Annotated in this window: 28 protein-coding genes; 17 read left to right on the top strand and 11 right to left on the bottom strand. The window is 41.2% G+C overall.

Annotated elements, in window-relative coordinates; genetic code table 11:
* Window positions 1-12: 12 nt before the first annotated feature.
* On the bottom strand, window positions 13-1,032 hold the full coding sequence (locus ACJZU6_RS02505) for a WavE lipopolysaccharide synthesis family protein (protein WP_408900597.1): 1,020 nt from the start codon (window positions 1,030-1,032) through the stop codon (window positions 13-15).
* Window positions 1,033-1,320: 288 nt separating this feature from the next.
* On the opposite strand from ACJZU6_RS02505, the gene ACJZU6_RS02500 reads away from it, so the two are divergent.
* From ACJZU6_RS02500 to waaA, 5 genes are read left to right on the top strand one after another with little or no spacing between them, the layout of a single operon-like run.
* Window positions 1,321-1,704, top strand: coding sequence for an HAD hydrolase family protein (locus tag ACJZU6_RS02500; RefSeq protein ID WP_327768249.1), 384 nt, complete (start codon window positions 1,321-1,323; stop codon window positions 1,702-1,704).
* Window positions 1,695-3,281 carry a capsular biosynthesis protein gene (locus ACJZU6_RS02495; protein WP_327768248.1) on the top strand — a complete coding sequence of 529 codons (1,587 nt, stop codon included), beginning with the start codon at window positions 1,695-1,697 and terminating at the stop codon, window positions 3,279-3,281. Before ACJZU6_RS02500 ends, ACJZU6_RS02495 begins: the two co-directional genes overlap by 10 nt.
* Window positions 3,278-3,997 carry a glycosyltransferase family 2 protein gene (locus ACJZU6_RS02490; RefSeq protein WP_327768247.1) on the top strand — a complete coding sequence of 240 codons (720 nt, stop codon included), beginning with the start codon at window positions 3,278-3,280 and terminating at the stop codon, window positions 3,995-3,997. The genes ACJZU6_RS02495 and ACJZU6_RS02490 overlap by 4 nt, the downstream gene beginning before the upstream one ends.
* Before the next feature lie 35 nt (window positions 3,998-4,032).
* Window positions 4,033-5,067, top strand: coding sequence for a lipopolysaccharide heptosyltransferase II (gene waaF, locus ACJZU6_RS02485; protein WP_327768246.1), 1,035 nt, complete (start codon window positions 4,033-4,035; stop codon window positions 5,065-5,067).
* Complete coding sequence (gene waaA, locus ACJZU6_RS02480; protein WP_408900909.1) at window positions 5,061-6,341, top strand: lipid IV(A) 3-deoxy-D-manno-octulosonic acid transferase; 1,281 nt, start codon at window positions 5,061-5,063, stop codon at window positions 6,339-6,341. The genes waaF and waaA overlap by 7 nt, the downstream gene beginning before the upstream one ends.
* 2 nt (window positions 6,342-6,343) lie before the next feature.
* Here the strand turns inward: waaA and ACJZU6_RS02475 are convergent, their stop codons facing one another.
* Complete coding sequence (locus tag ACJZU6_RS02475; RefSeq protein WP_327769902.1) at window positions 6,344-7,072, bottom strand: 3-deoxy-D-manno-octulosonic acid kinase; 729 nt, start codon at window positions 7,070-7,072, stop codon at window positions 6,344-6,346.
* Between the two features lie 89 nt (window positions 7,073-7,161).
* On the opposite strand from ACJZU6_RS02475, the gene ACJZU6_RS02470 reads away from it, so the two are divergent.
* Genes ACJZU6_RS02470 through coaD form a run of 3 tightly spaced genes read left to right on the top strand, consistent with a single transcriptional unit; the run spans window position 7,162 to window position 9,497 of the window.
* The gene (locus ACJZU6_RS02470) at window positions 7,162-8,214 is read left to right on the top strand and encodes a glycosyltransferase family 9 protein (RefSeq protein ID WP_327769901.1); all 1,053 of its coding nucleotides are present in this window, start codon (window positions 7,162-7,164) and stop codon (window positions 8,212-8,214) included.
* 17 nt (window positions 8,215-8,231) lie between these two features.
* Window positions 8,232-9,008 carry a glycosyltransferase family 2 protein gene (locus ACJZU6_RS02465; RefSeq protein ID WP_327763824.1) on the top strand — a complete coding sequence of 259 codons (777 nt, stop codon included), beginning with the start codon at window positions 8,232-8,234 and terminating at the stop codon, window positions 9,006-9,008.
* Window positions 9,009-9,014: 6 nt separating this feature from the next.
* Window positions 9,015-9,497 (top strand): pantetheine-phosphate adenylyltransferase, encoded by a 483-nt coding sequence (gene coaD / locus ACJZU6_RS02460; protein ID WP_327769900.1) that lies wholly within the window; start codon window positions 9,015-9,017, stop codon window positions 9,495-9,497.
* Between the two features lie 36 nt (window positions 9,498-9,533).
* Here the strand turns inward: coaD and ACJZU6_RS02455 are convergent, their stop codons facing one another.
* From ACJZU6_RS02455 to ACJZU6_RS02440, 4 genes are all read right to left on the bottom strand, one after another.
* Window positions 9,534-10,856 carry an IS4 family transposase gene (locus ACJZU6_RS02455; RefSeq protein WP_408900531.1) on the bottom strand — a complete coding sequence of 441 codons (1,323 nt, stop codon included), beginning with the start codon at window positions 10,854-10,856 and terminating at the stop codon, window positions 9,534-9,536.
* A 127-nt stretch (window positions 10,857-10,983) separates the two neighbouring features.
* Window positions 10,984-11,988, bottom strand: a complete 1,005-nt coding sequence (locus tag ACJZU6_RS02450) for an NAD-dependent epimerase (RefSeq protein WP_408900596.1) — start codon at window positions 11,986-11,988, stop codon at window positions 10,984-10,986.
* Between the two features lie 132 nt (window positions 11,989-12,120).
* Window positions 12,121-12,930 carry a bifunctional DNA-formamidopyrimidine glycosylase/DNA-(apurinic or apyrimidinic site) lyase gene (mutM, locus tag ACJZU6_RS02445; protein ID WP_408900908.1) on the bottom strand — a complete coding sequence of 270 codons (810 nt, stop codon included), beginning with the start codon at window positions 12,928-12,930 and terminating at the stop codon, window positions 12,121-12,123.
* 22 nt (window positions 12,931-12,952) lie between these two features.
* Window positions 12,953-13,447, bottom strand: coding sequence for a hypothetical protein (locus ACJZU6_RS02440; RefSeq protein ID WP_408900595.1), 495 nt, complete (start codon window positions 13,445-13,447; stop codon window positions 12,953-12,955).
* 87 nt (window positions 13,448-13,534) lie between these two features.
* Here ACJZU6_RS02440 and ACJZU6_RS02435 point away from each other — a divergent pair, with 87 nt between their 5' ends.
* Window positions 13,535-13,873, top strand: coding sequence for a hypothetical protein (locus ACJZU6_RS02435; protein WP_408900594.1), 339 nt, complete (start codon window positions 13,535-13,537; stop codon window positions 13,871-13,873).
* On the opposite strand, the gene rpmG is transcribed toward ACJZU6_RS02435, so the two are convergent.
* From rpmG to radC, 3 genes are all read right to left on the bottom strand, one after another.
* Window positions 13,849-14,016, bottom strand: a complete 168-nt coding sequence (gene rpmG / locus ACJZU6_RS02430) for a 50S ribosomal protein L33 (RefSeq protein ID WP_005371942.1) — start codon at window positions 14,014-14,016, stop codon at window positions 13,849-13,851. The genes ACJZU6_RS02435 and rpmG overlap by 25 nt on opposite strands.
* Before the next feature lie 13 nt (window positions 14,017-14,029).
* Window positions 14,030-14,266 (bottom strand): 50S ribosomal protein L28, encoded by a 237-nt coding sequence (gene rpmB / locus ACJZU6_RS02425; protein ID WP_045039707.1) that lies wholly within the window; start codon window positions 14,264-14,266, stop codon window positions 14,030-14,032.
* Between the two features lie 171 nt (window positions 14,267-14,437).
* Entirely contained in the window at window positions 14,438-15,112 is a 675-nt protein-coding gene (gene radC / locus ACJZU6_RS02420; protein ID WP_080159200.1) for a RadC family protein, read from the bottom strand.
* Window positions 15,113-15,349: 237 nt separating this feature from the next.
* Between radC and coaBC the strand changes: the two genes are divergently transcribed.
* The 3 genes from coaBC (at window position 15,350) to slmA (ending at window position 17,856) form a co-directional block, all read left to right on the top strand.
* Entirely contained in the window at window positions 15,350-16,564 is a 1,215-nt protein-coding gene (gene coaBC, locus ACJZU6_RS02415; protein ID WP_408900593.1) for a bifunctional phosphopantothenoylcysteine decarboxylase/phosphopantothenate--cysteine ligase CoaBC, read from the top strand.
* Window positions 16,565-16,573: 9 nt separating this feature from the next.
* Entirely contained in the window at window positions 16,574-17,032 is a 459-nt protein-coding gene (dut, locus tag ACJZU6_RS02410; RefSeq protein ID WP_080159202.1) for a dUTP diphosphatase, read from the top strand.
* Between the two features lie 233 nt (window positions 17,033-17,265).
* The gene (gene slmA / locus ACJZU6_RS02405; RefSeq protein WP_036789332.1) at window positions 17,266-17,856 is read left to right on the top strand and encodes a nucleoid occlusion factor SlmA; all 591 of its coding nucleotides are present in this window, start codon (window positions 17,266-17,268) and stop codon (window positions 17,854-17,856) included.
* 90 nt (window positions 17,857-17,946) lie between these two features.
* Here slmA and pyrE read toward each other — a convergent pair whose 3' ends face one another.
* Window positions 17,947-18,591: an orotate phosphoribosyltransferase gene (gene pyrE, locus ACJZU6_RS02400; RefSeq protein WP_080159203.1), complete on the bottom strand. Its 645-nt coding sequence runs from the start codon at window positions 18,589-18,591 to the stop codon at window positions 17,947-17,949.
* Window positions 18,592-18,753: 162 nt separating this feature from the next.
* The gene (gene rph, locus ACJZU6_RS02395) at window positions 18,754-19,470 is read right to left on the bottom strand and encodes a ribonuclease PH (RefSeq protein ID WP_080159204.1); all 717 of its coding nucleotides are present in this window, start codon (window positions 19,468-19,470) and stop codon (window positions 18,754-18,756) included.
* Window positions 19,471-19,727: 257 nt separating this feature from the next.
* Here rph and ACJZU6_RS02390 point away from each other — a divergent pair, with 257 nt between their 5' ends.
* The 5 genes from ACJZU6_RS02390 (at window position 19,728) to trmH (ending at window position 24,731) form a co-directional block, all read left to right on the top strand.
* Window positions 19,728-20,591, top strand: a complete 864-nt coding sequence (locus ACJZU6_RS02390) for a YicC/YloC family endoribonuclease (RefSeq protein WP_408900592.1) — start codon at window positions 19,728-19,730, stop codon at window positions 20,589-20,591.
* Window positions 20,592-20,801: 210 nt separating this feature from the next.
* Window positions 20,802-21,428, top strand: a complete 627-nt coding sequence (gene gmk, locus ACJZU6_RS02385) for a guanylate kinase (RefSeq protein ID WP_045035896.1) — start codon at window positions 20,802-20,804, stop codon at window positions 21,426-21,428.
* A gap of 51 nt (window positions 21,429-21,479) precedes the next feature.
* Window positions 21,480-21,758 carry a DNA-directed RNA polymerase subunit omega gene (rpoZ, locus tag ACJZU6_RS02380; RefSeq protein ID WP_036789323.1) on the top strand — a complete coding sequence of 93 codons (279 nt, stop codon included), beginning with the start codon at window positions 21,480-21,482 and terminating at the stop codon, window positions 21,756-21,758.
* Window positions 21,759-21,775: 17 nt separating this feature from the next.
* Window positions 21,776-23,878 (top strand): bifunctional GTP diphosphokinase/guanosine-3',5'-bis pyrophosphate 3'-pyrophosphohydrolase, encoded by a 2,103-nt coding sequence (gene spoT / locus ACJZU6_RS02375; protein WP_408900591.1) that lies wholly within the window; start codon window positions 21,776-21,778, stop codon window positions 23,876-23,878.
* Window positions 23,879-24,002: 124 nt separating this feature from the next.
* Entirely contained in the window at window positions 24,003-24,731 is a 729-nt protein-coding gene (trmH, locus tag ACJZU6_RS02370) for a tRNA (guanosine(18)-2'-O)-methyltransferase TrmH (protein ID WP_107276004.1), read from the top strand.
* The last annotated feature ends 1 nt before the right edge of the window (window position 24,732 follow it).

Here is a 24,732-nt window from a genome sequence, read left to right as displayed (position 1 = left end):
CAGTTGGTAGGATTATTTATTAATAGATATTTTTTTCTGTCGTTGTTGTAATCGACGTTTGTTTTCAATACGTGCTGGAAAAACATATAAACAGCGCTGTAAAAATAATTTACACTGATCAAATGTAGAGTATTGAAGCTCAAAACTAGGATCACAATATTTTTTATAGAGTTGCTGCCATTCTTTAAATTGCCAATGCGCCACTTTACCTTTAGTTCTTGATACACGCGCTTTTTCAGCAAATTTACGGCATAAACCTACACCCACTTGCTGTGGTTCTGCAATAACAAAGTTATTAGCAAAACAACGATCTGAAAAAAGCTGTTTTTCTGGATTATTATCTAGTAATCCATTTAGAGTAAAGCGCGGATCAAAGTGCTGCATCGCTCGAATAAATAACACCTGAGTACAATCAATTGAATAATCAGGAAAACCAATATTATAAGGAGTATCTTTGGTCGCGATAAAATTCTCGATCAAAGGCATATTCCAACAAACCATGACATCTTCTGTTCGACCAAAATAGAAAAAATCACTCATGTGAAAGATAACGGGTAACCCTTTTGCATAACGTCGAGTAAAAGTATTAATTACTACAACTTTTTCATTGAAAAAACGGGCTTGCTCACACCGCTTTGGAAAAGCTTGTTGCAAATGAAGAAACGCATCAGAGATTAAATAATTGTCACTACGTAATTTCATCGCATAAGGTGTAGTCACCTGCTCTAACCCACTCAGAGTTGAGATAATTTGACGATTATTATTAAACGTTTGTGGTGTACCATCTACATTATAAGCGCGAACATTAGTTCCAGGATCATCACATAAAACTAACTGATCATAATCTAAATCAGTAAGATCTTGATTATGCCAAGTCGATAAAATTATCTTTGCTCCTGGAAGAAATTGACGCACAGAGTTCAAACACTTTCGCGTAATCCCTGACTCTTGCTCTCGATCACTAAAAGTTTGAACAGGTCCTTGAACCACAACGGTTATATCTTGAGGATTTATCTCACGTTTATTATTCATTACCCGCCCACTGTTTGATTCTTTTTAATGAGTAGTCATATATTAACTACGTATTCAAATACCTCGATAAATAGTGATTCGAATTTTAACTGATAACAACTATGTATCCTAGTTAACATTGCTATATTTAGTGATTATAATTAGCGTTTATATGTAAAAAAATAACACTAAAAACTCATACCCCTCCCCCTATATAAACTCTGGTATAATTATATAAAAAATAAATTCCATTATTTTTCATCATGATAAATGAACATAATACTCAGATTAAAAAGGAAAAAACATTTCATGAAAAAATTGGTTATCGATCTAGACGGAACACTCACAGCAGCAAATACAACAGATTACCGTCTTGTTTCACCGAATCAAGACGTCATAAACCAATTAATAAAATATCAACAACAAGGATTCAGTATTACTATTTTCACAGCCCGTAATATGCGTACTTATGAAGGTAATATCGGAAAAATAAACATTCATACCCTACCAATTATTGTAGAATGGCTAGACAAACATAATGTACCTTATGATGAAATCATTGTTGGTAAACCATGGTGTGGCCATGATGGGTTCTACATTGACGATCGCGCAATTCGCCCCTCTGAATTTGCATCACTGTCCGTTGATGAGATCAATAACTTACTTGATAAGGAAAAAATGAAGTGTTCTTGATTATGTCGGCAGCATATGTTGGCCAAGATTTAAAATCTGAATTTGGCAATATACCACCAAGTTTATTACCTCTTGGCAATCGTCGCTTATTTCAACATCAAATAGCTGCAGCTCCCAAAGGAAAAACTCTTTATTTAAGCCTACCTGAATCTTATAACTTACCGGATATTGATGCGAAATGGCTTCAACAACAAAATGTTACTGTTCTTTCAATTCCGGATAACATTTCACTCGGAGCATCACTGGTTATTGCTTTAAATCTCATAGAGAAGCCACTCAATACCAATCTTGAAGTCTTATTTGGTGATACCTTAATAACACCTTTGCATGCGATTGAAAATTCAATTACTGTCTCTCAAGTAGAAGATAGTTACAATTGGTCTGCAGTAACAAATAGCCGACAACATTGGATTCAGAATGTTAATGATGATCTCGACCACAGTAAAAATAATGTAGTGAGTGGCTATTTTCACTTCAGCCAGCCTCGTCAACTTATTCGTTGTATCACTCAAAGTCATTGGGATTTTCTTGAAGGTTTGAACCGCTATAATCAACTGGTTGGCCTAACGACGGTACGTACAGCTAACTGGCTTGATTTTGGTCATGTAAATACGTATTACCGTTCAAAAGCAAAGTTCACTACTCAACGTGCTTTTAATCAATTAAAAATATCACCTGAATGGTGTGAGAAAAGCAGTATTAACGGCTTAAAAATTAAAGCAGAAGCGAATTGGTTTCGACATCTTCCCCCTATGATGCGTAACTATATTCCACAATATATGGGTCACAGTGAAGAGCAGGGTCGGTTTAGTTATCGTCTTGAATACCTTCATCATACTGCACTAAATGAATTATTCGTTTTTGCTAATTTGCCTACCGTGATATGGCGTAAAATTATCCATAGTAGTTTAGCCTTTTTAACAACATGCCAGCAATATACACAACCTACCGATCAAGTTTCAGCATCATTAGAACAATTGTTTGGTGAAAAAACATCACAACGCCTTAATGAATTTTGCCAAGATCGTAATTATTCTTTAACTACAACATGGTGTTATAACAAGCAACACCCTATTTCATTACAACAATTAGTCACTGACAGCCATCAATACTTACCCAAATCTACAACAATTGCGACTGTCATGCATGGTGACTTTTGTTTTAGTAATATTTTATATGACTTTAGAACTAACCGTATAAAAACCATCGATCCTCGAGGCATAACACCTGATGGTACCATGACTCTATTTGGAGATATTCGCTATGATATCGCCAAATTAAGCCATTCAATACTCGGATTATATGACTGGATTATTGCAGGCTATTACCATGTCAATATGACTGATAACACGATAAGTTTTGATATCGCAGGTCTCGAACAACATCAAGAAAATCAACAAATGTTCATTGAATTAGTGAATGATACATTTAACTTATCGGCCGTTAATCTATATGCGATGCAAATTCAATTATTTCTATCTATGTTGCCTCTTCATGCCGATGATCCCCATCGCCAAGATGCACTAATGGCAAATGCATTCCGCCTTCATCAACTCATGGTAGCACAAACATTATGATAGTTATTCCCATGGCTGGATTAAGCTCACGTTTTTTCAAAGCTGGCTATACCCAACCAAAATACATGTTAGAAGCCCACAATCAAAGCTTATTTGATCATGCTGTAACAAGCTTTAAGGCGTTATTTGAAACTGAGTTATTTGTCTTTATTATTCGAGATATTTACCACACTCGTCAATTTATTGAGGCACGTATTGCTGCTCTTGGTATCAAGCAATATCATATTACGGTTCTTAATCAAGAGACTCGTGGTCAAGCAGAAACTGTAGCCCTTGGCCTTGCAGACATTAACTATCAAGGACCGATCACTATTTTTAATATTGATACTTTCCGCCCTCATTTTATCTATCCCGATCTCACCACATTAGGTGATGGCTATTTAGAAGTATTTGAAGGCAGTGGTGATAATTGGTCATTTGCTAAACCTGCAAAAACAGGATCAACACAAGTAATAGAAACAGCAGAAAAAAGACCAATTTCAAACCTTTGCTGTACAGGTCTTTATTATTTTTCGGATATAAATGACTATCATTATGCTTATAATGATTACATTTCTCGACCTGTAACAGAATGGGAGAAAGGCGAACTTTATGTAGCGCCACTTTATAATATTCTCATCCGTGAAGGTAAAGAAATCCATTATAATTTGATAGCACGCAAGCAAGTTATTTTTTGTGGTGTACCTCAAGAATATCTCGATTTTTTAAATCAATAATTAATTCACCATCATTACAACTCGGTAACTTATTTATGACTAAAATTTTAATCATTGGACCATCGTGGATTGGCGATATGGTAATGTCACAATGCCTCTATATTGATTTAAAAAAACAACATCCTAACTGTATCATTGATGTAATGGCACCAGGCTGGTGTAAAACCGTATTGGCACGTATGCCCGAGATCAACAAGGCAATTGAAATGCCAATTGGTCATGGTGACTTTAATTTCTTTGCTCGCTATCAATTAGGCAAGATCTTACGTGATGACCATTATGATCACGCTTATATTCTACCAAACTCAGCAAAATCAGCCTTGATCCCGTTTTTCGCTAGCATTCCAAACCGTACTGGCTGGAAAGGTGAAATGCGTTATGGACTACTTAATGATTTACGTAATAACAAAAAATCATTCAATTTAATGATCGAGCGTTACATTGCATTAGCACACCCTGCATCGACAATGACTGGTTCAGGCTGCTTAACAGATATGCCATTCCCAGCGCTAACTGTTGATACTAACAATCAACAACAAGTACTTGAAAAATTTAACGTCGACCAAACTCGTACATCCATTGCACTCTGCCCAGGAGCCGCTTACGGTTCAGCTAAATGCTGGCCAATAGATCACTACACTTCAGTTGCTAAAAGTCTTATCGAAACGGGCTGTAATGTTTTACTATTTGGATCTAAAAATGAGGACAAGCTTACCAATCAAATTAAGCAATCTTTACCCCTCGAAGCACAACAGTATTGTCACAATTTAGCAGGTAAAACATCGTTGACAGATGTGATTGATCTACTTGCTTTTTGTCGCACTGTCGTTGGTAATGACTCAGGTTTGATGCATGTCGCCGCAGCGGTTCAGTGTAATGTTGTCGCACTTTATGGACCAACGACACCAAATTACACTCCACCACTAACCGATAAAAAAGTTATTCTACACACTGATATCAGCTGCCGACCGTGCTTTAAACGTGAATGTCCACTTAAACATAATAAATGTATGACTGAGATTTCACCACAACAAGTCATCACCGCTATTAGTCATTTACAGACATTATGATTCGAACTTTATATACCTTATTGTTAGCCTTGATTGCTCCCATCTTATTATGGGGGCTGTACCGAACCAAACCTGGCAAACCCAATTTTGGTACTCGTTGGAAAGAACATTTCGGCCTGACCCCTCGACTCACGACTACTACAGATCCTATTTGGATCCATGCAGCATCAGTCGGTGAAGCTATTGCGATCGTACCGGTTATCAAAGCACTTAAACAAAGCTATCCTGAACAAGCTATTGTAGTGACAACTACCACCAGCACTGGCGCTGAGCAAGTGGCTAAATTAGGTGACTTAGTTGAACATCGTTATATGCCAATTGATTTTTCGTGGTGTGTGCGTGGATTTTTAAAAACAATCAAGCCAAGATTATTGCTTATCGTTGAAAAAGAATTATGGCTCAATACATTAAGCTGTGTTCACAATCAAAAAATTCCAACGATTATTGTTAATGCACGCTTATCCGAACGCTCAGCTAAGCGCTATCACTCATTTAGTTTCTTCACTCATCAATTACTCAATAAAATAGATAAAATATTGTGTTTACATGATGATGATGCTCAACGCTTTATCGATATTGGTGCGCAACAACATCAAATCGCGGTTACTGGCTCAATCAAATACGACATTACCATTGCAAACACTGTTTTTGAGCAAGCTCAGAGTCTACGCCAGCAACTCGGTAAGCAGCGGCCTATTTTTGTTGCCGCAAGTACCCATCAAGGTGAAGATGAACAAGTACTTGATGCTTATCAACTGGTACAGCAACAATTTACAAATGCATTAGTAATTATTGTGCCTCGCCATCCGCAACGATTTGATAGTGTGGCAAAACTTGCAATAGATCGTGGTTTAAATGTTCATCGTCGCACAGACACCACCCCAATTAAAGCGAACACTCAATTATATCTCGCTGATACAATGGGGGAAATGTTAGTCATGCTAGCGACAGCTGATGTGACGTTTATGGGGGGAAGTTTAGTTGGTGAAAAAGTGGGTGGACATAATCTATTAGAGCCAGCAGCGGTGGCGAAACCAGCCATTACCGGCCCAAGTTTTTATAATTTTGAAGATATTACTCAACAACTATTAGCCGCAGGGGCAATTGAAATTTGTCAAGATAGCCACCAGCTCGCATTGCAACTAATCGCGTTATTTAATGACCCCGAACGCCAACAAAAAATGGGTGCACAGGGCCAAAGGATCGTATTAGAAAATCAAGGTGCCGTGGACAAAACAGTCACTAATATTAGCCCGTATTTAACCAATCATTAGTACTAACCAATAGTAATACGCAGCTGACTTTTGTTAGCATAACCATTACATAAAGCGGTCCAATCATCTTCGCACCACTTAATCGCACGTTTATCGACTTCTTTGAGAAAAGAGCGCTTTAAACGTGTCAGATTATCCACTTTCCAATCATCACCGTCGCGACAATCACATTTATCAAAATCAATCAGCCATGGACGCTGACTATCGTCTAATAAAATATTATGAGCATTTAAATCGGTATGGCAGACTTGCAAATCATGCATTTTACCAATCATTTCCCCAATATCATGCCACACTGTTGCCGCGACGGTGTGGCTTTGTAGCAATGCCACTAAATCACGACTATTGGCAACCTTCTCCACCAAAATATCCGCTTTATATGTCAGACCTTTTTTAACTGCACGCGCAGCTACGGGACGTGGCACATTAACCCCACCATCACGTAATAATTTTAATAATGCGAGCTCTGCCCCACTGCGAGTGGTATGCCAATTAGAGAACCAATAGCTGTCATTATTCACTTTAGCAAACAACCCACCACGATGATAATGACGTAATGCCATCTCCAGTTTTTCATCGGCAACAAACCATGTTGTACCACGCCCCTCGGCGGAACCAATAACTGCATCACGCTGACGCCAATACTCAATATCAAAGCAACCATGCGGATCTGCACTTAGATAATCGCTATCAAACCAAATGACCTGGTTGTTACTGATAATTTCCTGCACTACAGCCTCTCTCGCATTTATTGTTGAATATTTTACAATTTCAATGGCTAGCGGCATAATTCACCGACCACTTTTAATAAGGTAATCTTATGGCTCTATTCTCAACGCCACCACGTTCAATTTGTATTTTACGTTTATCAGCTATTGGTGACGTATGCCATGCGATTGCGGTTGTTCAAGCTATCCAACACCAGTGGCCAACGACTGAAATCACTTGGGTTGCTGGTAAAGTTGAGGCTCAGCTAATCAATGCATTACCCAATATTAAGGTGATCAGTTTTGATAAAAAAGCTGGCTGGCATGGCATTAAACAGGTTTGGCAACAACTGAAATCACACCGTTTCGATGCGCTGTTAGATATGCAAGTTGCCCTACGTGCAAGTGTACTATCTTTAGGTATTAAAGCTAAGTATCGTATTGGGTTTAGTAAAAATCGCACCAAAGAAGGCCAATGGTTGTTTACTAATAAGCACTTACCCAATACTGACAGTGTTCATGTACTCGATAACATGGCGAATTTTGCGCGTTACATTGGGGTTCCTTTTACCACCCCAGAATGGAATATTCCGCTGACAACTGAAGATAACAGTGTTGCTGAACAATATATCCACCAGCCAACATTAGTGATCTCACCCGCCGCCAGTAAAGATGAACGAAATTGGCTTCCTGATCGTTATGCGGCCATCGCTGATTATGCAGCAACCAAAGGCTTAGCTGTGATTTTATGTGGCTCACCCAGTGACCGTGAGCAACAATTAGGCCAACACATTATTAGCCTCAGTAATGCACCAATTATCAATTTAATCGGCAAAACAACCCTATTACAACTTACGGCATTATTGCGAGCAGCAACCGTGGTGTTAGCACCAGATTCAGGTCCAGCCCATTTAGCAACCACACAAAACACACCCGTCATTGGACTCTATGGTCATAGTAATCCAGCGCGCACTGGACCGTATTTATCATTGCCATATACGGTCAGTGTTTACCAGCAAGTCGCTGAACAACATTACGGCAAACCATTAGGTGAGTTACCATGGGGAGCACGCGTCAAAGGGAGCGATATCATGCCGCAAATTAGTGTTGCGATGGTCAGAGAAAAACTTGATCTCATTCTATCGTTATCATCACCGATGTCATAAGCTTCAAAGGAAAACACATGAGCGTATCAGCACACAAACCGACACTTGGTGTTGCATTAATTGTTAAAAATGAAGCTAAACATCTTGCAGCTTGTTTAGACACAGTTAAAGACTGGGTCGACGAAATAGTTATTCTAGACTCAGGCAGCACAGATGAAACAGAAACTATTGCTCGTCGTTATACAGACAAGTTTTATGTCAATACACCATGGCCTGGGTTTGGTAGGCAACGCCAACTTGCTCAACAATATGTTAGCAGTGACTATGTATTATGGCTCGATGCTGATGAACGCGTCACACCAGAGCTAAAACAATCAATTCAAAATGTATTGCAAGATAATCAACATAATGTGGTTTATAGCGTTAATCGTTTAAGTACTGCGTTTGGAAAATTTATTCGCCACGCTGGCTGGCACCCAGATTGGATTGTACGGTTATATCGCCCTCAAGAAACTCACTATAATAATGTTCAGGTACATGAATCCGTAATAATTCCTTCTAGCTGCCAAGTAATAAAAATCGTCGGAAACTTAGAACATTATACCTTTGATGATTTTTTCGAATTCCAAAAAAAACAATCAAAATATGCCGAACTATGGGCCAAAGAAAAGCACTTACAAGGAAAAAAAACTTCTGTAGCATCAGCTATTGGACATGCGCTTTTTAGCTTTATACGTACCTATTTTATCAAACAAGGCTTCCTTGATGGTAAACATGGTTTTATTATTGCCTGTATTAATGCGCAATATGTACTAAATAAATATCTTGGCCTTTACCTTAAACAAAATAAGTAACCCATTATGACAACTCGCGTTATCTACCCTGGCACTTTTGATCCAATCACTAACGGTCATCTCGATCTTATCGAGCGCGCAGCTGCAATGTTTGATCATGTCATTGTTGGTGTCGCTTTCAACCCTAGCAAAAAGCCGTTATTCAGTTTAGAAGAGCGAGTAGAGCTGGCTCAGCAAATTACAGCCCATTTAACCAATGTTGAAATTGTTGGTTTTTCAGGTCTACTTGTAAATTTTGCCAAAGAGCACAATGCTAATATTTTAGTTCGTGGGTTACGAGCGGTGTCCGATTTTGAATATGAATTTCAACTCGCTAATATGAATCGTCGTTTGATGCCTGAACTTGAAACAGTTTTTTTAACCCCAGCTGAAGAAAATTCATTTATTTCATCGACCATTGTAAAAGAGGTCGCATTACATAAAGGGGATGTAAGTCAGTTTGTTGATCCTCTGATCACACAAGCCCTATTTGCTAAATTCGTAAAATAATAAAAAAAGGGAGCACATTGGCTTAATGCATGTGAATTAAGATAATTTACGCTTCCTTGAAGGCCTAGTCGCATAGCGACTAGGCCTTTTCTTTACTGCCCTTGGATAACTTCTTTCCTGCCTTTCTGGTAGTACAAAGCTTTCTGCCATATCAAGTATATATCTCAATATTTCAGGATACCGACCAGCTGCAACCGCTGGTAATAGTTGAAGTTGGCTTGTTAAGAATATCGAGGCTTGCTTAAAGCCTATTTGATACGGCATGACACTTTTTAATGAGTATGCCATTTGGCACATCATGAACCGTAACAAGTTATAAGCTAATAACATTCCCCATAATTCTTGAGTCACTAGCGCTGGCGTTTTGCTTCTTAACGTTATCGTTCCTTGTAACATATATTGTTTCATTTCTCGGTAACCCAGCTCAATCTCCCAACGGTGGCTATAAAGCTCTGCAATATCAGCGCCTATATAACGTTTGGGATCGGTCATTGACGTTAATAATTTCACTTCGCGACCTTTGATCGTGGTTGTCACTAAGCGTGCTTCCATTGTCACGGGCGCATCAATCCACTTTTTTCGAGCTTGTGGCGACAAGGTTAACTCTATGAGTTCTTGGCCTTTACCTAGCTTTCTTAACGTTTTGTATTGGGCGCCTTTACGTAATGGGATAAGCCAATGCCTTTCTTGCCCCGTACTTTGCCATTTATGCAGTAAGCCTAAGGCGTAAAAACCACGATCAAACAGCGTTAGGCTATGATCTGGCGCTTTTTCAATGAGTTGGGCTGTTAAATCAACCTCACTGACAGAAACAGAATCAAATGCAGCGCTATTTAAAAGGTGGCTAGTTAGTTCCATATGGCAAACCATACGCACTTGAGGATAATCGGATGTTGTTGTTTTATTGCCTGTTCTTGAAAATGCTTGGTCATTTTCTTTTGTGTCTGGCGTACGCCAGACAACACCATCGACAGCATGCAATGTGAGACCATGCCAATCCGGATGAGGTGTTTTCTCATGCCACAACTGTTGTGTTTTATTAAAGACAGCTTCTACTGGTTCATGCCCTAATTTCTTACGAGCATGAATCACAGCACTTGGGGCAACAAATGGCTTTTTTCCTGGTAATAGGATGTCTAATTGAGACACCACTTTGCTCATCGACAAATGTCGATAAAGTGACATACCAACGACACTCCAAACCATTAACTCCATTGGTAATCTTCGTTTTCGAATAGTTGTAACACCTGTATCTAGAAGGCATTGGTCAATAAGTGTTGGACAAAGTAAGTCTGATAAGCCGTTTAATTTATCAGCTGAGAAGGCATGTATCTGTTCAAGTGCTTGTCTTAAAAACATAAAAAAATCCAAGTGCATTAAATGCACTTGGATTTTTACACATCTACAGGATCGTTCAACTGATCATTTTGGGCTTAACTGATCAGCATTAGCACATTGGCTCCCCTTTCTTCTCAATCTTCACAGCTTACTTATTATAATACGCACGATACCACTCAACGAAAGCCTGTACGCCTTGTTTTACTTCAACCGCAGGCTTATACCCCGTTGCTGCAAATAAATCATCAGTATCAGCATACGTCATGTAAACATCGCCCGGCTGCATGGGCATAAAGTTTTTCTTGGCTTCAACACCTAATGATGCTTCTAGTGCTTCAACATAGTCCATTAATTTGACCGGGCTACCATGACCAATGTTATAAATACGATATGGTGCAGAGCTGGTTGCTGGTGAGCCCGTCTCTACTGTCCACTCAGGATTTGGCTGTGGAATCACATCCTGAATACGCATCACACCTTCAACAATATCATCGATATAAGTAAAATCACGGCTCATATCACCATTGTTATAGATATCAATTTCCTTGCCTTCCATGATCGCATTAGTAAATTTAAACAATGCCATATCTGGACGTCCCCACGGACCATATACCGTAAAGAAACGTAGGCCTGTGGTTGGAAGACCATAAAGATGAGAATAACTGTGCGCCATCAATTCATTGGCTTTTTTAGCTGCGGCATACAATGATACCGGATGATCAACACTGTCGGCAGTATCAAACGGCATTTTTTGATTTAAGCCATACACCGAACTTGATGAAGCATAAACCAAGTGCTCTACTTTATTACGACGACAACCTTCAAGGATAGTCAAATAGCCAATTAAATTACTATCACCATAAGCCATTGGATTATCTATTGAATAACGAACGCCCGCTTGACCCGCTAAATGAATAACACGATTAAATTGATGCTCAGCAAATAAGCCTGCGATCCCTTCTCGATCCGCAAGATCCATTTCAATAAAGGTAAAATCTGGGTGTTCAATACGGGCTAAACGTGCGTGTTTAAGTGCCACTTCGTAATAATCATTAAGATTATCGATACCAACCACTTGATGGCCTTGTTGACATAAACGCTCGGTAACAGCACTACCAATAAAACCAGCAACACCGGTCACTAAATATTTCATTTCCTAGCCCTTAAAGTAATATCAACATGCAATTTATTTTATAAATCATTTAGCAATGATAGCAATTCCCACCATTATTTTTGCTCAATAAAAATGAACCCATCGTTAACGAAAACTAACTAGACAATTGAGTTAACCCTGACAGTCAGCACAGAAAACAGTGGCTCGCTGCCCCAGCTTTATTTCAGTTAAAAGCTCACCACAACGAGGGCAAGGCTGACCCCCTTTACCATAGACTTGCAACTCTTGAGCAAAATATCCAGGCTTACCATCTGCATTTTTAAAATCTTTTAAGGTCGTGCCACCTTGAGCAATAGCTTTTTGTAAAACGGTTTTGATTTCAGAAACTAATAACTGCAATTGTGCGATTGAGACTTTTCCTGCTGGCGATTGCGGATTTATCCCCGCGGCAAACAATGACTCATTGGCATAAATATTACCTACACCCACTACGATATGATTATCCATGATCAGTAATTTAATCGCTTTACGCTTTCCTTTTGCTTTGGTAACTAAGTAATCCACATTAAAATCGTCACTCAATGGCTCTGGGCCCATTTTCTCTAGCACAGTATGACTTTCCCCTGCCTGTTGCCATAACCATGCGCCAAAGCGGCGAGGATCGTTATAACGTAGAATCTCACCACTGCCTAAAACGACATCGACATGATCATGCTTCTCTACGGCAGAACCCGCAGGTAAAATACGTAAACTACCTGACATACCAAGATGGACAATTGCATACCCAATATCGGTTTCTAATAATAAATATTTTGCTCGGCGCGTGACTTTTCGAATCACTTGGCCCTCAATACTTTTAATTGCATCAGGAATCGGCCAGCGCAAACGGGCATTACGAATAATTATTTTTGTCACTGTTTGTCCAACAACGTGGGGAGTGATCCCCATACGAGTCACTTCCACTTCAGGTAATTCAGGCATCGTTATCTTGCTCCAATAATCATTATAATTTTGACGATAATGGTGGAAAGAGAAAATCAGCATCGACCGTCACCGCTAACCACTGTCCGCTACCGTTGTTAAACAACCAAAAATAAGGTAATTGATAGGCAGTGATCCGTTGTGGCAGAGAATGACCAACCAGCCACACTTCAATCGTGCGCGGCGTTGTCAGCTGACTTTTTAAAGCAGCTAACTGGTGCTCACTTACCTTTGTCCCCACTAATGTTTGCCAGCGTGAAATCAAAGTAGCAATATCAAACGTCACCGTAGGTTGGCTTTGCCATCCCGTATCAGCATGCTGAAAAGTGATTGCAGGCAACAATAAACGTTGAATAATACGATTTTGCGCAAATAATGGGATCACCGTTGATGATGATACAGACGCGGTAGGTATTATTAGACGAGTACGAATAAGCTCTGGCAGCTGTATGACAGCGATAAAAACTAAAACACCAATAATGATGACGTTATTCCATCCACGTCGCGTTAACCGCATGCTCAGGCGCTCCTATGCGTCTTTATTGATGCGGGTTAAGATAACATTGCCATCATCAATAACAACAGACAATTAGATTATTGTTTAATGACGAGAATAAAATTTATCGCAAGAAAGCAGGGAAAGCAGGGAAAGCAGGAAAGCAGGAAAGCAGGAAAGCAGGAAAGCAGGAAAGCAGGAAAGCAGGAAAGCAGGAAAGCAGGAAAGCAGGAAAGCAGGAAAGCAGGAAAGCAGGAAAGCAGGAAAGCAGGAAAGCAGGAAAGCAGGAAAGCAGGAAAGCAGGAAAGCAGGAAAGCAGGAAAGCAGGAAAGCAGGAAAGCAGGAAAGCAGGAAAGAATACCGAATTTTAAATATAAAAAAACCCAGCTAGGCTGGGTTTTTATCAAAGATTTAAAAATCAATTACTTGATTTTAGCTTCTTTGTAAAGCACGTGCTGGCGAACTACTGGATCAAATTTCTTGATCTCAAATTTGCCTGGCATGTTGCGCTTGTTCTTGTCGGTAGTGTAGAAGTGGCCTGTACCAGCTGATGATACTAGACGGATCTTCTCACGAATGCCTTTAGCCATTGTTCAAATTCCTCTAAACGTTCTCGCCGCGGACACGCATCTCTGCAAGAACGGTATCAATACCTTTCTTATCAATGATACGCATACCTTTAGCAGTAAGACGTAGTTTAACGAAGCGTTTTTCGCTTTCTACCCAGAAACGATGAGTTTGCAGGTTCGGCAGAAAACGACGCTTGGTGGCATTACGTGCGTGTGAACGGTTGTTACCCGTTACAGGACGCTTACCAGTTACTTGGCATACTCGGGACATTACTGTCTTCTCCAAATCGTTTCGCTCGATATCTACCATGGAAATTTAATGTGAAATGCAATTTCACATATAACCACAGCTATCAAAGGTCGCGCATTATACTAAGTCAAAACCAGTTGCTCAAGTCCCGAGCAGATCCTTTCTCACTTTTTTTTTCGATAATTGTCTATTTTATAGCCAACCGCGCTCGGAAAAGGAAATAACATCCCCTTCACCGACAACAAAATGATCCAGAACACGAATATCGACTAAAGCCAGCGAATCGCTGATCTTGCGGGTTATTCGATGGTCAGCCTGACTAGGTTCAGCAACGCCTGATGGGTGATTATGCGCTAAAATTAACGCGGCTGCATTAAGTTCTAACGATCTTTTTACAACTTCACGTGGGTAAACACTCGCACAATCGAGTGTTCCTTCAAATAATATCTCTCCCGTAATCACTCGGTGTTGATTGTCTAGGAATAGGATATAAAAGGCTTCGCGCTGTTTATGACGTAATTTTTTGACTAAATATTGGCGAGTATTTTGTGGGTTTGTGAGCGCACTATCTTTTTTTAAAATTTCTTCTAAATATCGATCCCCCATAGCTAAAACGGCCTTTAAAAGTGCAAATTTCGCTGGGCCTAAGCCTTTAACCTGACAAAAAGTTTCTTTATCTGCCGCCAGCAAAGCGCGTAATGAACCAAATTCTTGTAATAAATACGTCGCCAATTCCAACGCATTCATTCCTTTTATGCCTGTACGTAAAAAAATAGCTAATAATTCGGCATCAGTAAGCGCATCACTACCGTGAGATAATAATTTTTCTCGCGGTCGAGATGCTAATGGCAATTGCTTAAGCGACATATTCCCTCCTGTATTGATCAACTATTAGCAAAACAGGCTGCTACTTTTATACAACTTCACAACCAATGTTCCATGAAAGCGTCTCCAAAGTTTATGCTTAACACCTCGCATTACAGCAATAGAACCTCGAAACGATCACCTCTAAAGATAAAACGATGAATTGCAGTCAATGACCGTTAATACGTTTGATGCTATCGTGTCTGCAAAATTTATTGGCATCTAAACACAGGCAAAACCATGCAAACTCTGGCAGGAAAAAAAATCCTTCTCGGCATTAGCGGCGGTATCGCTGCCTATAAATGCGCCGAACTCACTCGTCGTTTAATTGAACGCGGCGCACAAGTTCAAGTCGTCATGACCAAAGCGGCCCAAGAATTCATTACACCATTAACGATGCAAGCTGTGTCAGGTAACCCCGTTTCAAGTAGCTTATTAGATCCTTCTGCAGAGGCATCAATGGGGCATATTGAATTAGCTAAATGGGCTGATTTAGTATTATTAGCACCAGCAACTGCTGATTTAATTGCGCGCATCAGTGCGGGTATGGGTAATGACTTACTTTCTACACTGTGTTTAGCAACAGATGCGCCAATTGCCGTCGCACCAGCGATGAATCAACAGATGTACCGCAATGTGGCCACCCAAGAGAACCTTGCGACTCTGCAACGTCGAGGGTTGATGTTATGGGGCCCGGCGAGCGGTGAGCAAGCATGTGGTGATGTTGGTCCGGGACGAATGCTAGAGCCAATGCAATTGGTCCATCACTGTGAAGATTTTTTTCAAGCGCCAGATCTTAGAGAACTAAATATTATTATTACCGCGGGCCCAACTCGTGAAGCTATTGATCCTGTACGTTATTTAAGTAATTACAGCTCAGGAAAAATGGGATTTGCTATTGCAGAAGCAGCAGCGAAGCGTGGTGCTAACGTCACCTTAATTAGTGGGCCGGTTAATCTTACAACCCCAGTCGGTGTCACTCGTATTAATATCAATAGCGCTGAAGAGATGCACCAAGCCGTATTAGAGCGTGCAATAAATAATAATATTTTTATAGCTTGTGCCGCTGTGGCTGATTTCCGCCCTGCACATATCGCAACACAAAAAATGAAAAAACAAGATGGCAATGACGACATGGTCATTCAGCTAGTAAAAAATCCAGATATTGTTGCCAGTGTTGCAGCGCTCACTGAAAATCGCCCATTTACTGTCGGTTTTGCAGCTGAAACACAAAATGTCGAACATTATGCTCGTGATAAATTAGCCAATAAAAACCTCGACTTAATTTGTGCTAACGACGTATCCGTCCAAGGACAAGGCTTCAATAGCGACACTAACGCCTTACATTTATACTGGCCTAATGGCGATAAAACATTACCATTAGCCTCTAAAACCGATCTTGGTCAGCAATTGCTTACCGAAATTGTTAGCCTTTATCAACATGTCACGCACTAGAGCATAATTATGAATACTATCGATCTTAAAATTCTTGACCCACGCGTTGGAACAGAGTTTCCATTACCTGCGTATGCAACGACAGGTTCAGCTGGACTGGATTTACGTGCATGTCTTGATCAAGCATTAATCGTTGCCCCAGGTGAAACCCACCTCGTACCAACAGGTTTAGCTATTCATATTGGCAACCCTAATCTAGCGGCAACAATTTTACCGCGTTCAGGTCTTGGTCATAAACATGGTATTGTTTTAGGTAACCTTGTCGGTCTGATTGATTCTGATTACCAAGGTCAATTGATGGTATCCGTTTGGAACCGGGGTGATACCACCTTCACTATCGAGCCGGGCGATCGTATTGCACAGTTAGTTTTCCTTCCTGTGGTACAAGCGCAATTTAATATCGTTACGGATTTTGATGATGCAAGCCATCGTGGTGAAGGCGGTTTCGGTCACTCAGGCCGAAAATAAAACCACCTCAATCAATACATGCCAATTATGCTTTTAACGCATAAAGCGATTTTGATGATAAAATAACCGATAACGATCAAGCACAAAGCGCAACTTTTGACGGTGGCGCTTTTTTTGCTGATAAACTGCATACATTTACCATCGATCGCTTTTCACGACGCAATGGCATCGCTAAGATAGGCGGGTTTCATGCTGTCCATGGACAGTCTCATTTTGCAAAGGAACGATAATTCATGGCTGGCACCAAAAAAAGCAATCGCCGCGAAGAGATACTTCAGTGTCTTGCTCATATGTTGGAATCTAATCAAGGAAGCCAACGTATTACGACCAAAATGCTGGCGGCTAATGTTGGGGTCTCGGAAGCTGCACTCTATCGCCACTTCCCAAGTAAAGCACGGATGTTTGAAGGCCTGATTGAATTTATCGAAGATTCAATTACTACTCGAATTAACCGCATTCTTGATGACGAAAAAGATACCCTTACTCGTCTGCGTATGGTGCTACAACTAATCTTAATGTTTGGTGAACGTAACCCTGGCCTCAGTCGTATCATGACAGGTCACGCACTGATGTTTGAACAAGATCGCTTACAATCACGCATCAACCAATTATTTGAACGTATTGAATCACAGTTACGCCAAATACTAAAAGAACGTAAATTACGAGAAGGTAAAGGCTTTCCTGTTGATGAATCGATTTTAGCAGCACAGCTATTAGGTCAAGTTGAAGGCAGTCTTAGTCGTTATGTTCGTTCAAGCTTTAAATATAAGCCAACTGAAAATTTTGATGACTACTGGCAATTGCTTAGTGGTCAGTTAGGTTAATCACACTGACAAACCACATTATAAAGCACCATAAAAAAAGCGAGCGTCCATTGACCCTCGCTTTTTTATAATAACTAGTTAATTAAACGGTTATTCAACGCCGTATTGAACACGGTAGGCCGTTACAGCAGCTAAATGCTGCTCCATACCTGTTTGCTCACTTAAATACGTGACCACATCGCCTAGCGACACAATTGAAATGACTGCACAACCAAAATCACGTTCAACTTCTTGAATCGCAGACAATTCACTTTGGCCCTTTTCTTGACGATCGATAGCGACTAACACACCCGCTAAATCAGCACCGTTCGCCTTAATAATTTCCATTGATTCACGAATAGCTGTGCCTGCGGTAATAACGTCATCAACTAACATAATGCGCCCCACAAGGTCACTCCCAACAAGATTGCCACCTTCACCGTGATTTTTCGCTTCTTTACGGTTAAAACAATATGGCGTATCTACATCATGGTGATCCGCTAATGCAACAGCGGTGGTAGTTGCAATGGGAATCCCTTTATACGCAGGGCCAAACAACACATCAAATTCAATGTTAGCGTCAACCAATGCTTCAGCATAGAAACGGCCTAGACGTGCAAGATCACGACCAGTATTAAATAAACCCGCATTAAAGAAATACGGACTCTTACGGCCGGACTTCAGAGTGAACTCACCAAACTTTAAGACACCTTTCTCTAGGGCGAATTCGATGAACTGACGCTGATATGCTTTCATTGTGGCTCCTTAAACGACTTTCGTGTTTTACAATGTTGAAATGGACACAACCTTTACATTGCGAAGAATGTAAAACTGTTGCAGCTAAAACTTATGACTATTCCTATAGCCTATAAATTTTAGATAAAAAAAAGCGGCTCCTTAATAGGAACCGCTCAATAACTAATTTTCTAATACTTGTTTCTGCATCGAAATAATATCGGATATACCGTCTTTCGCCAGCGCTAACATTGCCAATAACTCTTCATGACTGAATGCCTCGCCTTCAGCCGTACCCTGAATTTCAATCATTTTACCGTCTTCGGTCATGACCACATTCATGTCAGTTTCAGCAGCTGAATCTTCAAGGTACTCAAGATCGCAAATTGGTTCACCTTTATAGATACCAACCGAAACAGCAGCAACCATGCCTTTAAGTGGGCTTTTCTTAATCATGCCTTTTTCAAGCATATAATTAATTGCATCCACTAAAGCAACCATCGCACCTGTAATAGAAGCAGTACGTGTACCGCCATCAGCTTGAATCACATCACAGTCAACCGTGATCATTTGTTCACCAAGGACTTTTAAATCAACCGCAGCACGTAAACTACGTGCAATCAGACGCTGAATTTCCATGGTGCGACCGCCTTGCTTACCACTCGCGGCTTCACGACGGTTACGGGTATGGGTTGCACGTGGCAACATACCGTATTCTGCAGTCACCCAACCTTGGCCTTTACCTTTAAGCCAACGCGGCACATTTTCTTCAACACTGGCAGTACAAATTACTTTGGTGTTGCCAAATTCAACTAATACTGAACCCTCAGCATGGGCTGTATAGTTACGAGTAATAGTGATTGGACGTACCTGAGTGGCACTTCTTCCGCTTGGACGCATCGGGATTTCCCTTTGGCTGGATGATATTAACCGGCGATTATAGCGACATCTCAATCCCAGTGCACGAGAAAACCACCGCTTAAACGATAGATTCAACCTTGTTTTGCATTCACAACAGTAGCCCGCAAGCGACGATTTCGCATATAATGATAAAACTCGGTTACGACGCATCGCTATTGTTATTAGAAGACCTGACTTACCGTTAAATGCGCTAAGTTTAGCCGCCGCAACCATCATAACCTAAGGGCCACAAGCCAATGATCCATAGTATGACTGCCTACGCCCGTCGCGAAATAAAAGGCGACTGGGGTACTGCTGTGTGGGAAATCCGCTCAGTAAACCAACGTTATCTTGAAACCTACATTCGTATGCCAGAGCAATTCCGTAGCCTTGAGCCGGTATTGCGTGAACGTTTTCGTAAACGTTTAGCACGAGGCAAAGTCGAATGTAACCTTCGCTACGAAGCCAACACTGCCGCTAATACTGAATTGACAATCAATGAAGCACTAGCCAAACAAGTTATTAATGCAGCTCGTTGGGTAACAGAAACTGCGGGTGAAGGTAATATTGGTCCATTCCAAGTGCTTAATTGGCCAGGAGTGATGGAAGCACCAGAACAAGATTTAGATATGATTAATAAAGATCTATTAACTGGCTTTGAGCTAGCAATGGATGATTTTATTGCCGCCCGTGCAAGCGAAGGCGATAACATGAAACAATTAATCGATCATCGTTTAACCGCTATTTCAACAGAAGCCATTAAAGTTCGTACGCTAATGCCACAGATAATGGTATGGCAACGCGAGCGTATTATGTCACGTCTTGATGAAGCAAAAGTCGATCTTGATAGTAACCGTATTGAACAAGAGCTGATCATGCTGGCACAGAAAAGTGATGTCGCCGAAGAGCTTGATCGCCTTGACTCTCACGTAAAAGAAACCCAAAAGATTCTTGCTAAAGGTGGCGCATGTGGCCGTCGTCTAGATTTTATGATGCAAGAATTTAACCGTGAATCAAACACATTGGCATCAAAATCAATTAATACTGACGTCACAGCATCTGCCGTTGAACTAAAAGTATTGATCGAGCAAATGCGTGAACAGATTCAAAATATTGAGTAAGTAACCCTTGCCCAAACTTTCCAAGCTGATGCTATTTAGCTTGGAAAGTTGTTTGAAAATGTAGTCTGATTATGAAATATCATTAAAGCCAGCTAGGCTTAAGTTGTATTGACTCAATAAAAAGATGAATTTTCAAGCAATCAGCTAATTTCAATTATGCGCAGATCGTGATAATCTTCGCGCCCTTCTATCACTGAGTGAAAATAGGCAATGAGCAAAGGTACTCTATACATCGTGTCGGCCCCAAGTGGTGCTGGAAAATCAAGTTTGATTAATGCCCTTCTTGAAACTAACCCGACCTATGACATGAAAGTATCCGTGTCCCATACGACTCGTGGCATGCGCCCGGGCGAGGAAAACGGCGTTCATTACAATTTCGTTAGCGTAGAAGAATTTACCGACTTGGTAGAACAAGGTGCATTCCTTGAGCATGCCGAAGTGTTTAGCAATTACTATGGTACTTCTCGTCCATGGATTGAACAGCAATTGAATAAAGGCATTGATGTCTTTTTAGATATCGATTGGCAAGGTGCGCGTCAAATCCGTAAACTAATGCCTATCGCCAAGAGCTTATTTATCCTACCTCCGTCAAAAGAGGAATTGGAGCGTCGACTTAATACCCGTGGTCAAGACAGCGAAGCCGTTATTGCCCGTCGTATGGAAGAAGCTCGTTCAGAAATTTCACACTATAACGAATACGATTATGTAATCGTTAATGATGATTTCGATGTCGCGTTAATTGACTTTAAAGCAATTATTCGTGCAGAACGATTGAAGCAAGACAAGCAAACTGCTAAATATAGAAGCATGTTGACTGCGCTACTAGCAGATCAGTAAGTTATTTTGTACAATTTTCTATTCCTAATTTAATAACCACTGGAGTCCTCCATGGCACGCGTAACCGTTCAAGACGCTGTTGATAAAATTGGCAACCGTTTCGATCTGATCCAAATTGCTGCTCGCCGCGCACGTCAAATGCAAACCGGCGGTAAGGATCCATTGGTTCCTGAAGAAAACGACAAATACACAGTAATTGCACTTCGTGAAATCGAAGAAGGCCTAATTACTAAAGATATCCTTGATGCTCGCGAGCGTCAGGAACTGCAAGAGCAAGAAGCAGCTGAATTAGCTGCGGTAAGTGCTATTGCTGGCGACCATCACCGTTAATCAGGGAACCAGGCGAATTGTATCTTTTTGATAGCCTGAAAGAAGTCGCAACCAAGTACCTGTCGGAGCCTCAAATTGAGGTGCTTCGACAGGCTTATCTTGTTGCTCGCGACGCCCATGAAGGCCAAACTCGTTCAACCGGCGAGCCTTATATTATCCATCCAGTTGCGGTCGCCCGTATTCTGGCGGAAATGCGTCTCGATATTGAAGCATTGATGGCAGCATTGCTGCACGACGTGATTGAAGATACCGAGGTCACTAAAGAGGATCTAGCCTGCCGCTTTGGCGATACTGTTGCCGAATTGGTTGATGGCGTCTCTAAACTCGATAAGCTCAAATTTCGCGATCGTAAAGAAGCGCAAGCTGAAAACTTCCGCAAAATGATCATGGCAATGGCGCATGATATTCGCGTTATTCTAATCAAACTTGCCGATCGTACTCACAACATGCGCACGTTAGGTGCTTTACGCCCTGATAAACGACGTCGTATTGCTCGTGAAACCCTTGAAATCTTCTCTCCGCTTGCCCACCGCCTTGGTATCCATAACATCAAATCTGAACTTGAAGAGCTTGGCTTTGAAGCGTTATATCCCAACCGCTACCGCGTCCTAAAACAAGTCGTCGCAGCAGCCCGTGGCAATCGCAAAGAAATCATTACTAAAATTCACGCTGAAATTGAGGGTCGCCTCAGTGATGCGGGAATAACCGCGGTCGTTTCTGGTCGTGAAAAGAATTTATACTCCATCTACAACAAGATGAAGAATAAAGAACAACGCTTCCATTCGATCATGGATATCTACGCCTTCCGCGTTTTAGTCGATGATCTTGATACTTGCTACCGAGTATTAGGTCAGGTACATAATCTGTACAAGCCACGCCCAAGTCGAATGAAAGATTATATCGCCATTCCAAAAGCCAATGGCTATCAGTCGCTGCATACCTCACTGGTTGGCCCGCATGGGGTACCGGTTGAAGTTCAGATTCGTACTGAAGACATGGATCAAATGGCGGATAAAGGGGTTGCAGCCCATTGGACATATAAAGACGGTGAAGCCCCAGGCACCACTGCTCAAATTAAAGCCCAACGTTGGATGCAAAGCCTGCTTGAATTACAGCAAAGCGCCGGTAGCTCATTTGAGTTTATCGAAAACGTCAAATCTGATCTTTTCCCAGATGAAATTTACGTTTTCACCCCCAAAGGCCGCATTGTTGAATTGCCAGTTGGTGCCACGGCGGTTGATTTTGCTTACGCCGTGCATACTGACATTGGTAATACCTGCGTTGGATCTCGCGTCGATCGCCAACCTTATCCATTAAGTAAGCCGCTGAAAAATGGTCAAACCATCGACATTATCAGCGCCCCTGGTGCTCGACCTAATGCCGCATGGCTTAACTATGTGGTGACATCACGTGCGCGTACTAAAATTCGTCAAATTTTAAAAACTATGCGTCGTGATGAGTCAATAACCCTCGGCCGTCGTCTACTGAATCATGCCTTAGGCGGTGTGAACATGCAGACAATTGCGGAAGAGAATATCGCCAAAGTATTAAGCGATCTTAAACTAGAAACTGTCGATGATTTACTGACAGAAATTGGTTTGGGTGAACTGATGAGTGTGGTTATTGCGCGCCGATTATTGGGTAATGCCGACGAACTGACGGCGAAAAACAGCGATCGTCGATTACCGATTCAAGGTGCCGATGGTATTTTGCTAACCTTTGCTAACTGTTGCCATCCGATTCATGGTGATTCTATTGTAGCCCATGTAAGCCCAGGCAAAGGCCTTGTTATTCACCGTGAAGAGTGTGCCAATATTCGGGGCTATCGTAAAGAACCGGATAAGTACATGGCGGTTGAATGGAGTGAAGATTTTGAACAAGAGTTTGTCACTAACCTCAAAGTCGATATGCAAAATCACCAAGGTGCATTGGCTGATTTAACCAATACTATCGCTGCAACTGGCTCTAATATTCAAGGTTTATCAACCGAAGAAAAAGATGGCCGTTTATATACGATTACTGTTCGCCTGACGACTAAGAGCCGTGTGCACTTAGCTAATATCATGCGTCGTATTCGTATTATGCCCGACGTCGTTCGTGTTGCTCGCCAAAAGAATTAACACTATCAGCGTGATAGCTTGTTAATGATATGAATAAAACGCCCACTTGTGGGCGTTTTGTGTATTTGGATTCCGATCCATATTATTATAACGTCATCCTTATTCTCATAAATAGTATAACCAGATGACGCCAGATCGCTTTCAACGAATTCATCAAGTCTTAGCCACTCGCCAACCTGATCTCACCGTGTGTATGGAAGAAGTCCATAAACCCAACAATGTCTCTGCCATTATTCGTACCGCCGATGCAGTTGGGGTTCATAAAGTGCATGCCGTATGGCCCAAAGAAGCGATGAAAGTATTGAGTCATACCTCAGCGGGAGCTCGTAATTGGGTTGAACTTGAAACTCACACAACAATGGTCAATGCCATTAGCGCCTTAAAAGCTCAGGGAATGCAGGTGCTTGCTACCAATTTATCGACCACTGCCGTCGATTTTCGTGAGATTGATTACACAAAACCGACCGCGATTATTCTCGGCGGCGAAAAAAATGGGATCACCGCTGAAGCATTAGCACTGGCAGACCAAGACATCATTATTCCAATGGTAGGCATGGTACAGTCACTCAATGTTTCCGTTGCAAGTGCATTAATTTTGTATGAAGCACAACGCCAACGTCAAAATGCGGGTATGTATGATCGCACCACCACCTTACTTGATGACAATGTAGTCAATCGCATTTTATTTGAGCGTGGTCACCCAGTATTAGCCAATGTCGCTAAACAGAAAAACTTACCTTACCCACAATTAGATGATCAAGGCCAAATTGTTGCTGATGAACAATGGTGGGCTGCAATGCAAGCGAAGAAAATCAAACATCCCGTCGCAGCTAGCGAAATTAAAAAGGACTAAC

This window comes from Photobacterium piscicola, from assembly GCF_046058925.1.
Lineage (GTDB): Bacteria > Pseudomonadota > Gammaproteobacteria > Enterobacterales > Vibrionaceae > Photobacterium > Photobacterium piscicola.
Note: the sequence above shows the minus strand (reverse complement) of the source record. Positions and strands in the feature narration are given on the sequence as shown.

Excerpts from the sequence above, each read along its gene's own strand:
- slmA (WP_036789332.1), top strand. The coding sequence starts at position 17,266 with ATGGCTGGCACCAAAAAAAGCAATCGCCGCGAAGAGATACTTCAGTGT.
- ACJZU6_RS02490 (WP_327768247.1), top strand. The coding sequence starts at position 3,278 with ATGATAGTTATTCCCATGGCTGGATTAAGCTCACGTTTTTTCAAAGCT.
- ACJZU6_RS02500 (WP_327768249.1), top strand. The coding sequence starts at position 1,321 with ATGAAAAAATTGGTTATCGATCTAGACGGAACACTCACAGCAGCAAAT.
- pyrE (WP_080159203.1), bottom strand. The coding sequence starts at position 18,591 with ATGAAAGCATATCAGCGTCAGTTCATCGAATTCGCCCTAGAGAAAGGT.
- waaF (WP_327768246.1), top strand. The coding sequence starts at position 4,033 with ATGACTAAAATTTTAATCATTGGACCATCGTGGATTGGCGATATGGTA.
- ACJZU6_RS02435 (WP_408900594.1), top strand. The coding sequence starts at position 13,535 with ATGACGAGAATAAAATTTATCGCAAGAAAGCAGGGAAAGCAGGGAAAG.
- dut (WP_080159202.1), top strand. The coding sequence starts at position 16,574 with ATGAATACTATCGATCTTAAAATTCTTGACCCACGCGTTGGAACAGAG.
- coaD (WP_327769900.1), top strand. The coding sequence starts at position 9,015 with ATGACAACTCGCGTTATCTACCCTGGCACTTTTGATCCAATCACTAAC.
- ACJZU6_RS02450 (WP_408900596.1), bottom strand. The coding sequence starts at position 11,988 with ATGAAATATTTAGTGACCGGTGTTGCTGGTTTTATTGGTAGTGCTGTT.
- rpmG (WP_005371942.1), bottom strand. The coding sequence starts at position 14,016 with ATGGCTAAAGGCATTCGTGAGAAGATCCGTCTAGTATCATCAGCTGGT.
- gmk (WP_045035896.1), top strand. The coding sequence starts at position 20,802 with ATGAGCAAAGGTACTCTATACATCGTGTCGGCCCCAAGTGGTGCTGGA.
- ACJZU6_RS02465 (WP_327763824.1), top strand. The coding sequence starts at position 8,232 with ATGAGCGTATCAGCACACAAACCGACACTTGGTGTTGCATTAATTGTT.
- rph (WP_080159204.1), bottom strand. The coding sequence starts at position 19,470 with ATGCGTCCAAGCGGAAGAAGTGCCACTCAGGTACGTCCAATCACTATT.
- coaBC (WP_408900593.1), top strand. The coding sequence starts at position 15,350 with ATGCAAACTCTGGCAGGAAAAAAAATCCTTCTCGGCATTAGCGGCGGT.
- radC (WP_080159200.1), bottom strand. The coding sequence starts at position 15,112 with ATGTCGCTTAAGCAATTGCCATTAGCATCTCGACCGCGAGAAAAATTA.
- mutM (WP_408900908.1), bottom strand. The coding sequence starts at position 12,930 with ATGCCTGAATTACCTGAAGTGGAAGTGACTCGTATGGGGATCACTCCC.
- ACJZU6_RS02455 (WP_408900531.1), bottom strand. The coding sequence starts at position 10,856 with ATGTTTTTAAGACAAGCACTTGAACAGATACATGCCTTCTCAGCTGAT.
- ACJZU6_RS02505 (WP_408900597.1), bottom strand. The coding sequence starts at position 1,032 with ATGAATAATAAACGTGAGATAAATCCTCAAGATATAACCGTTGTGGTT.
- rpmB (WP_045039707.1), bottom strand. The coding sequence starts at position 14,266 with ATGTCCCGAGTATGCCAAGTAACTGGTAAGCGTCCTGTAACGGGTAAC.
- ACJZU6_RS02390 (WP_408900592.1), top strand. The coding sequence starts at position 19,728 with ATGATCCATAGTATGACTGCCTACGCCCGTCGCGAAATAAAAGGCGAC.
- trmH (WP_107276004.1), top strand. The coding sequence starts at position 24,003 with ATGACGCCAGATCGCTTTCAACGAATTCATCAAGTCTTAGCCACTCGC.
- ACJZU6_RS02440 (WP_408900595.1), bottom strand. The coding sequence starts at position 13,447 with ATGCGGTTAACGCGACGTGGATGGAATAACGTCATCATTATTGGTGTT.
- ACJZU6_RS02470 (WP_327769901.1), top strand. The coding sequence starts at position 7,162 with ATGGCTCTATTCTCAACGCCACCACGTTCAATTTGTATTTTACGTTTA.
- rpoZ (WP_036789323.1), top strand. The coding sequence starts at position 21,480 with ATGGCACGCGTAACCGTTCAAGACGCTGTTGATAAAATTGGCAACCGT.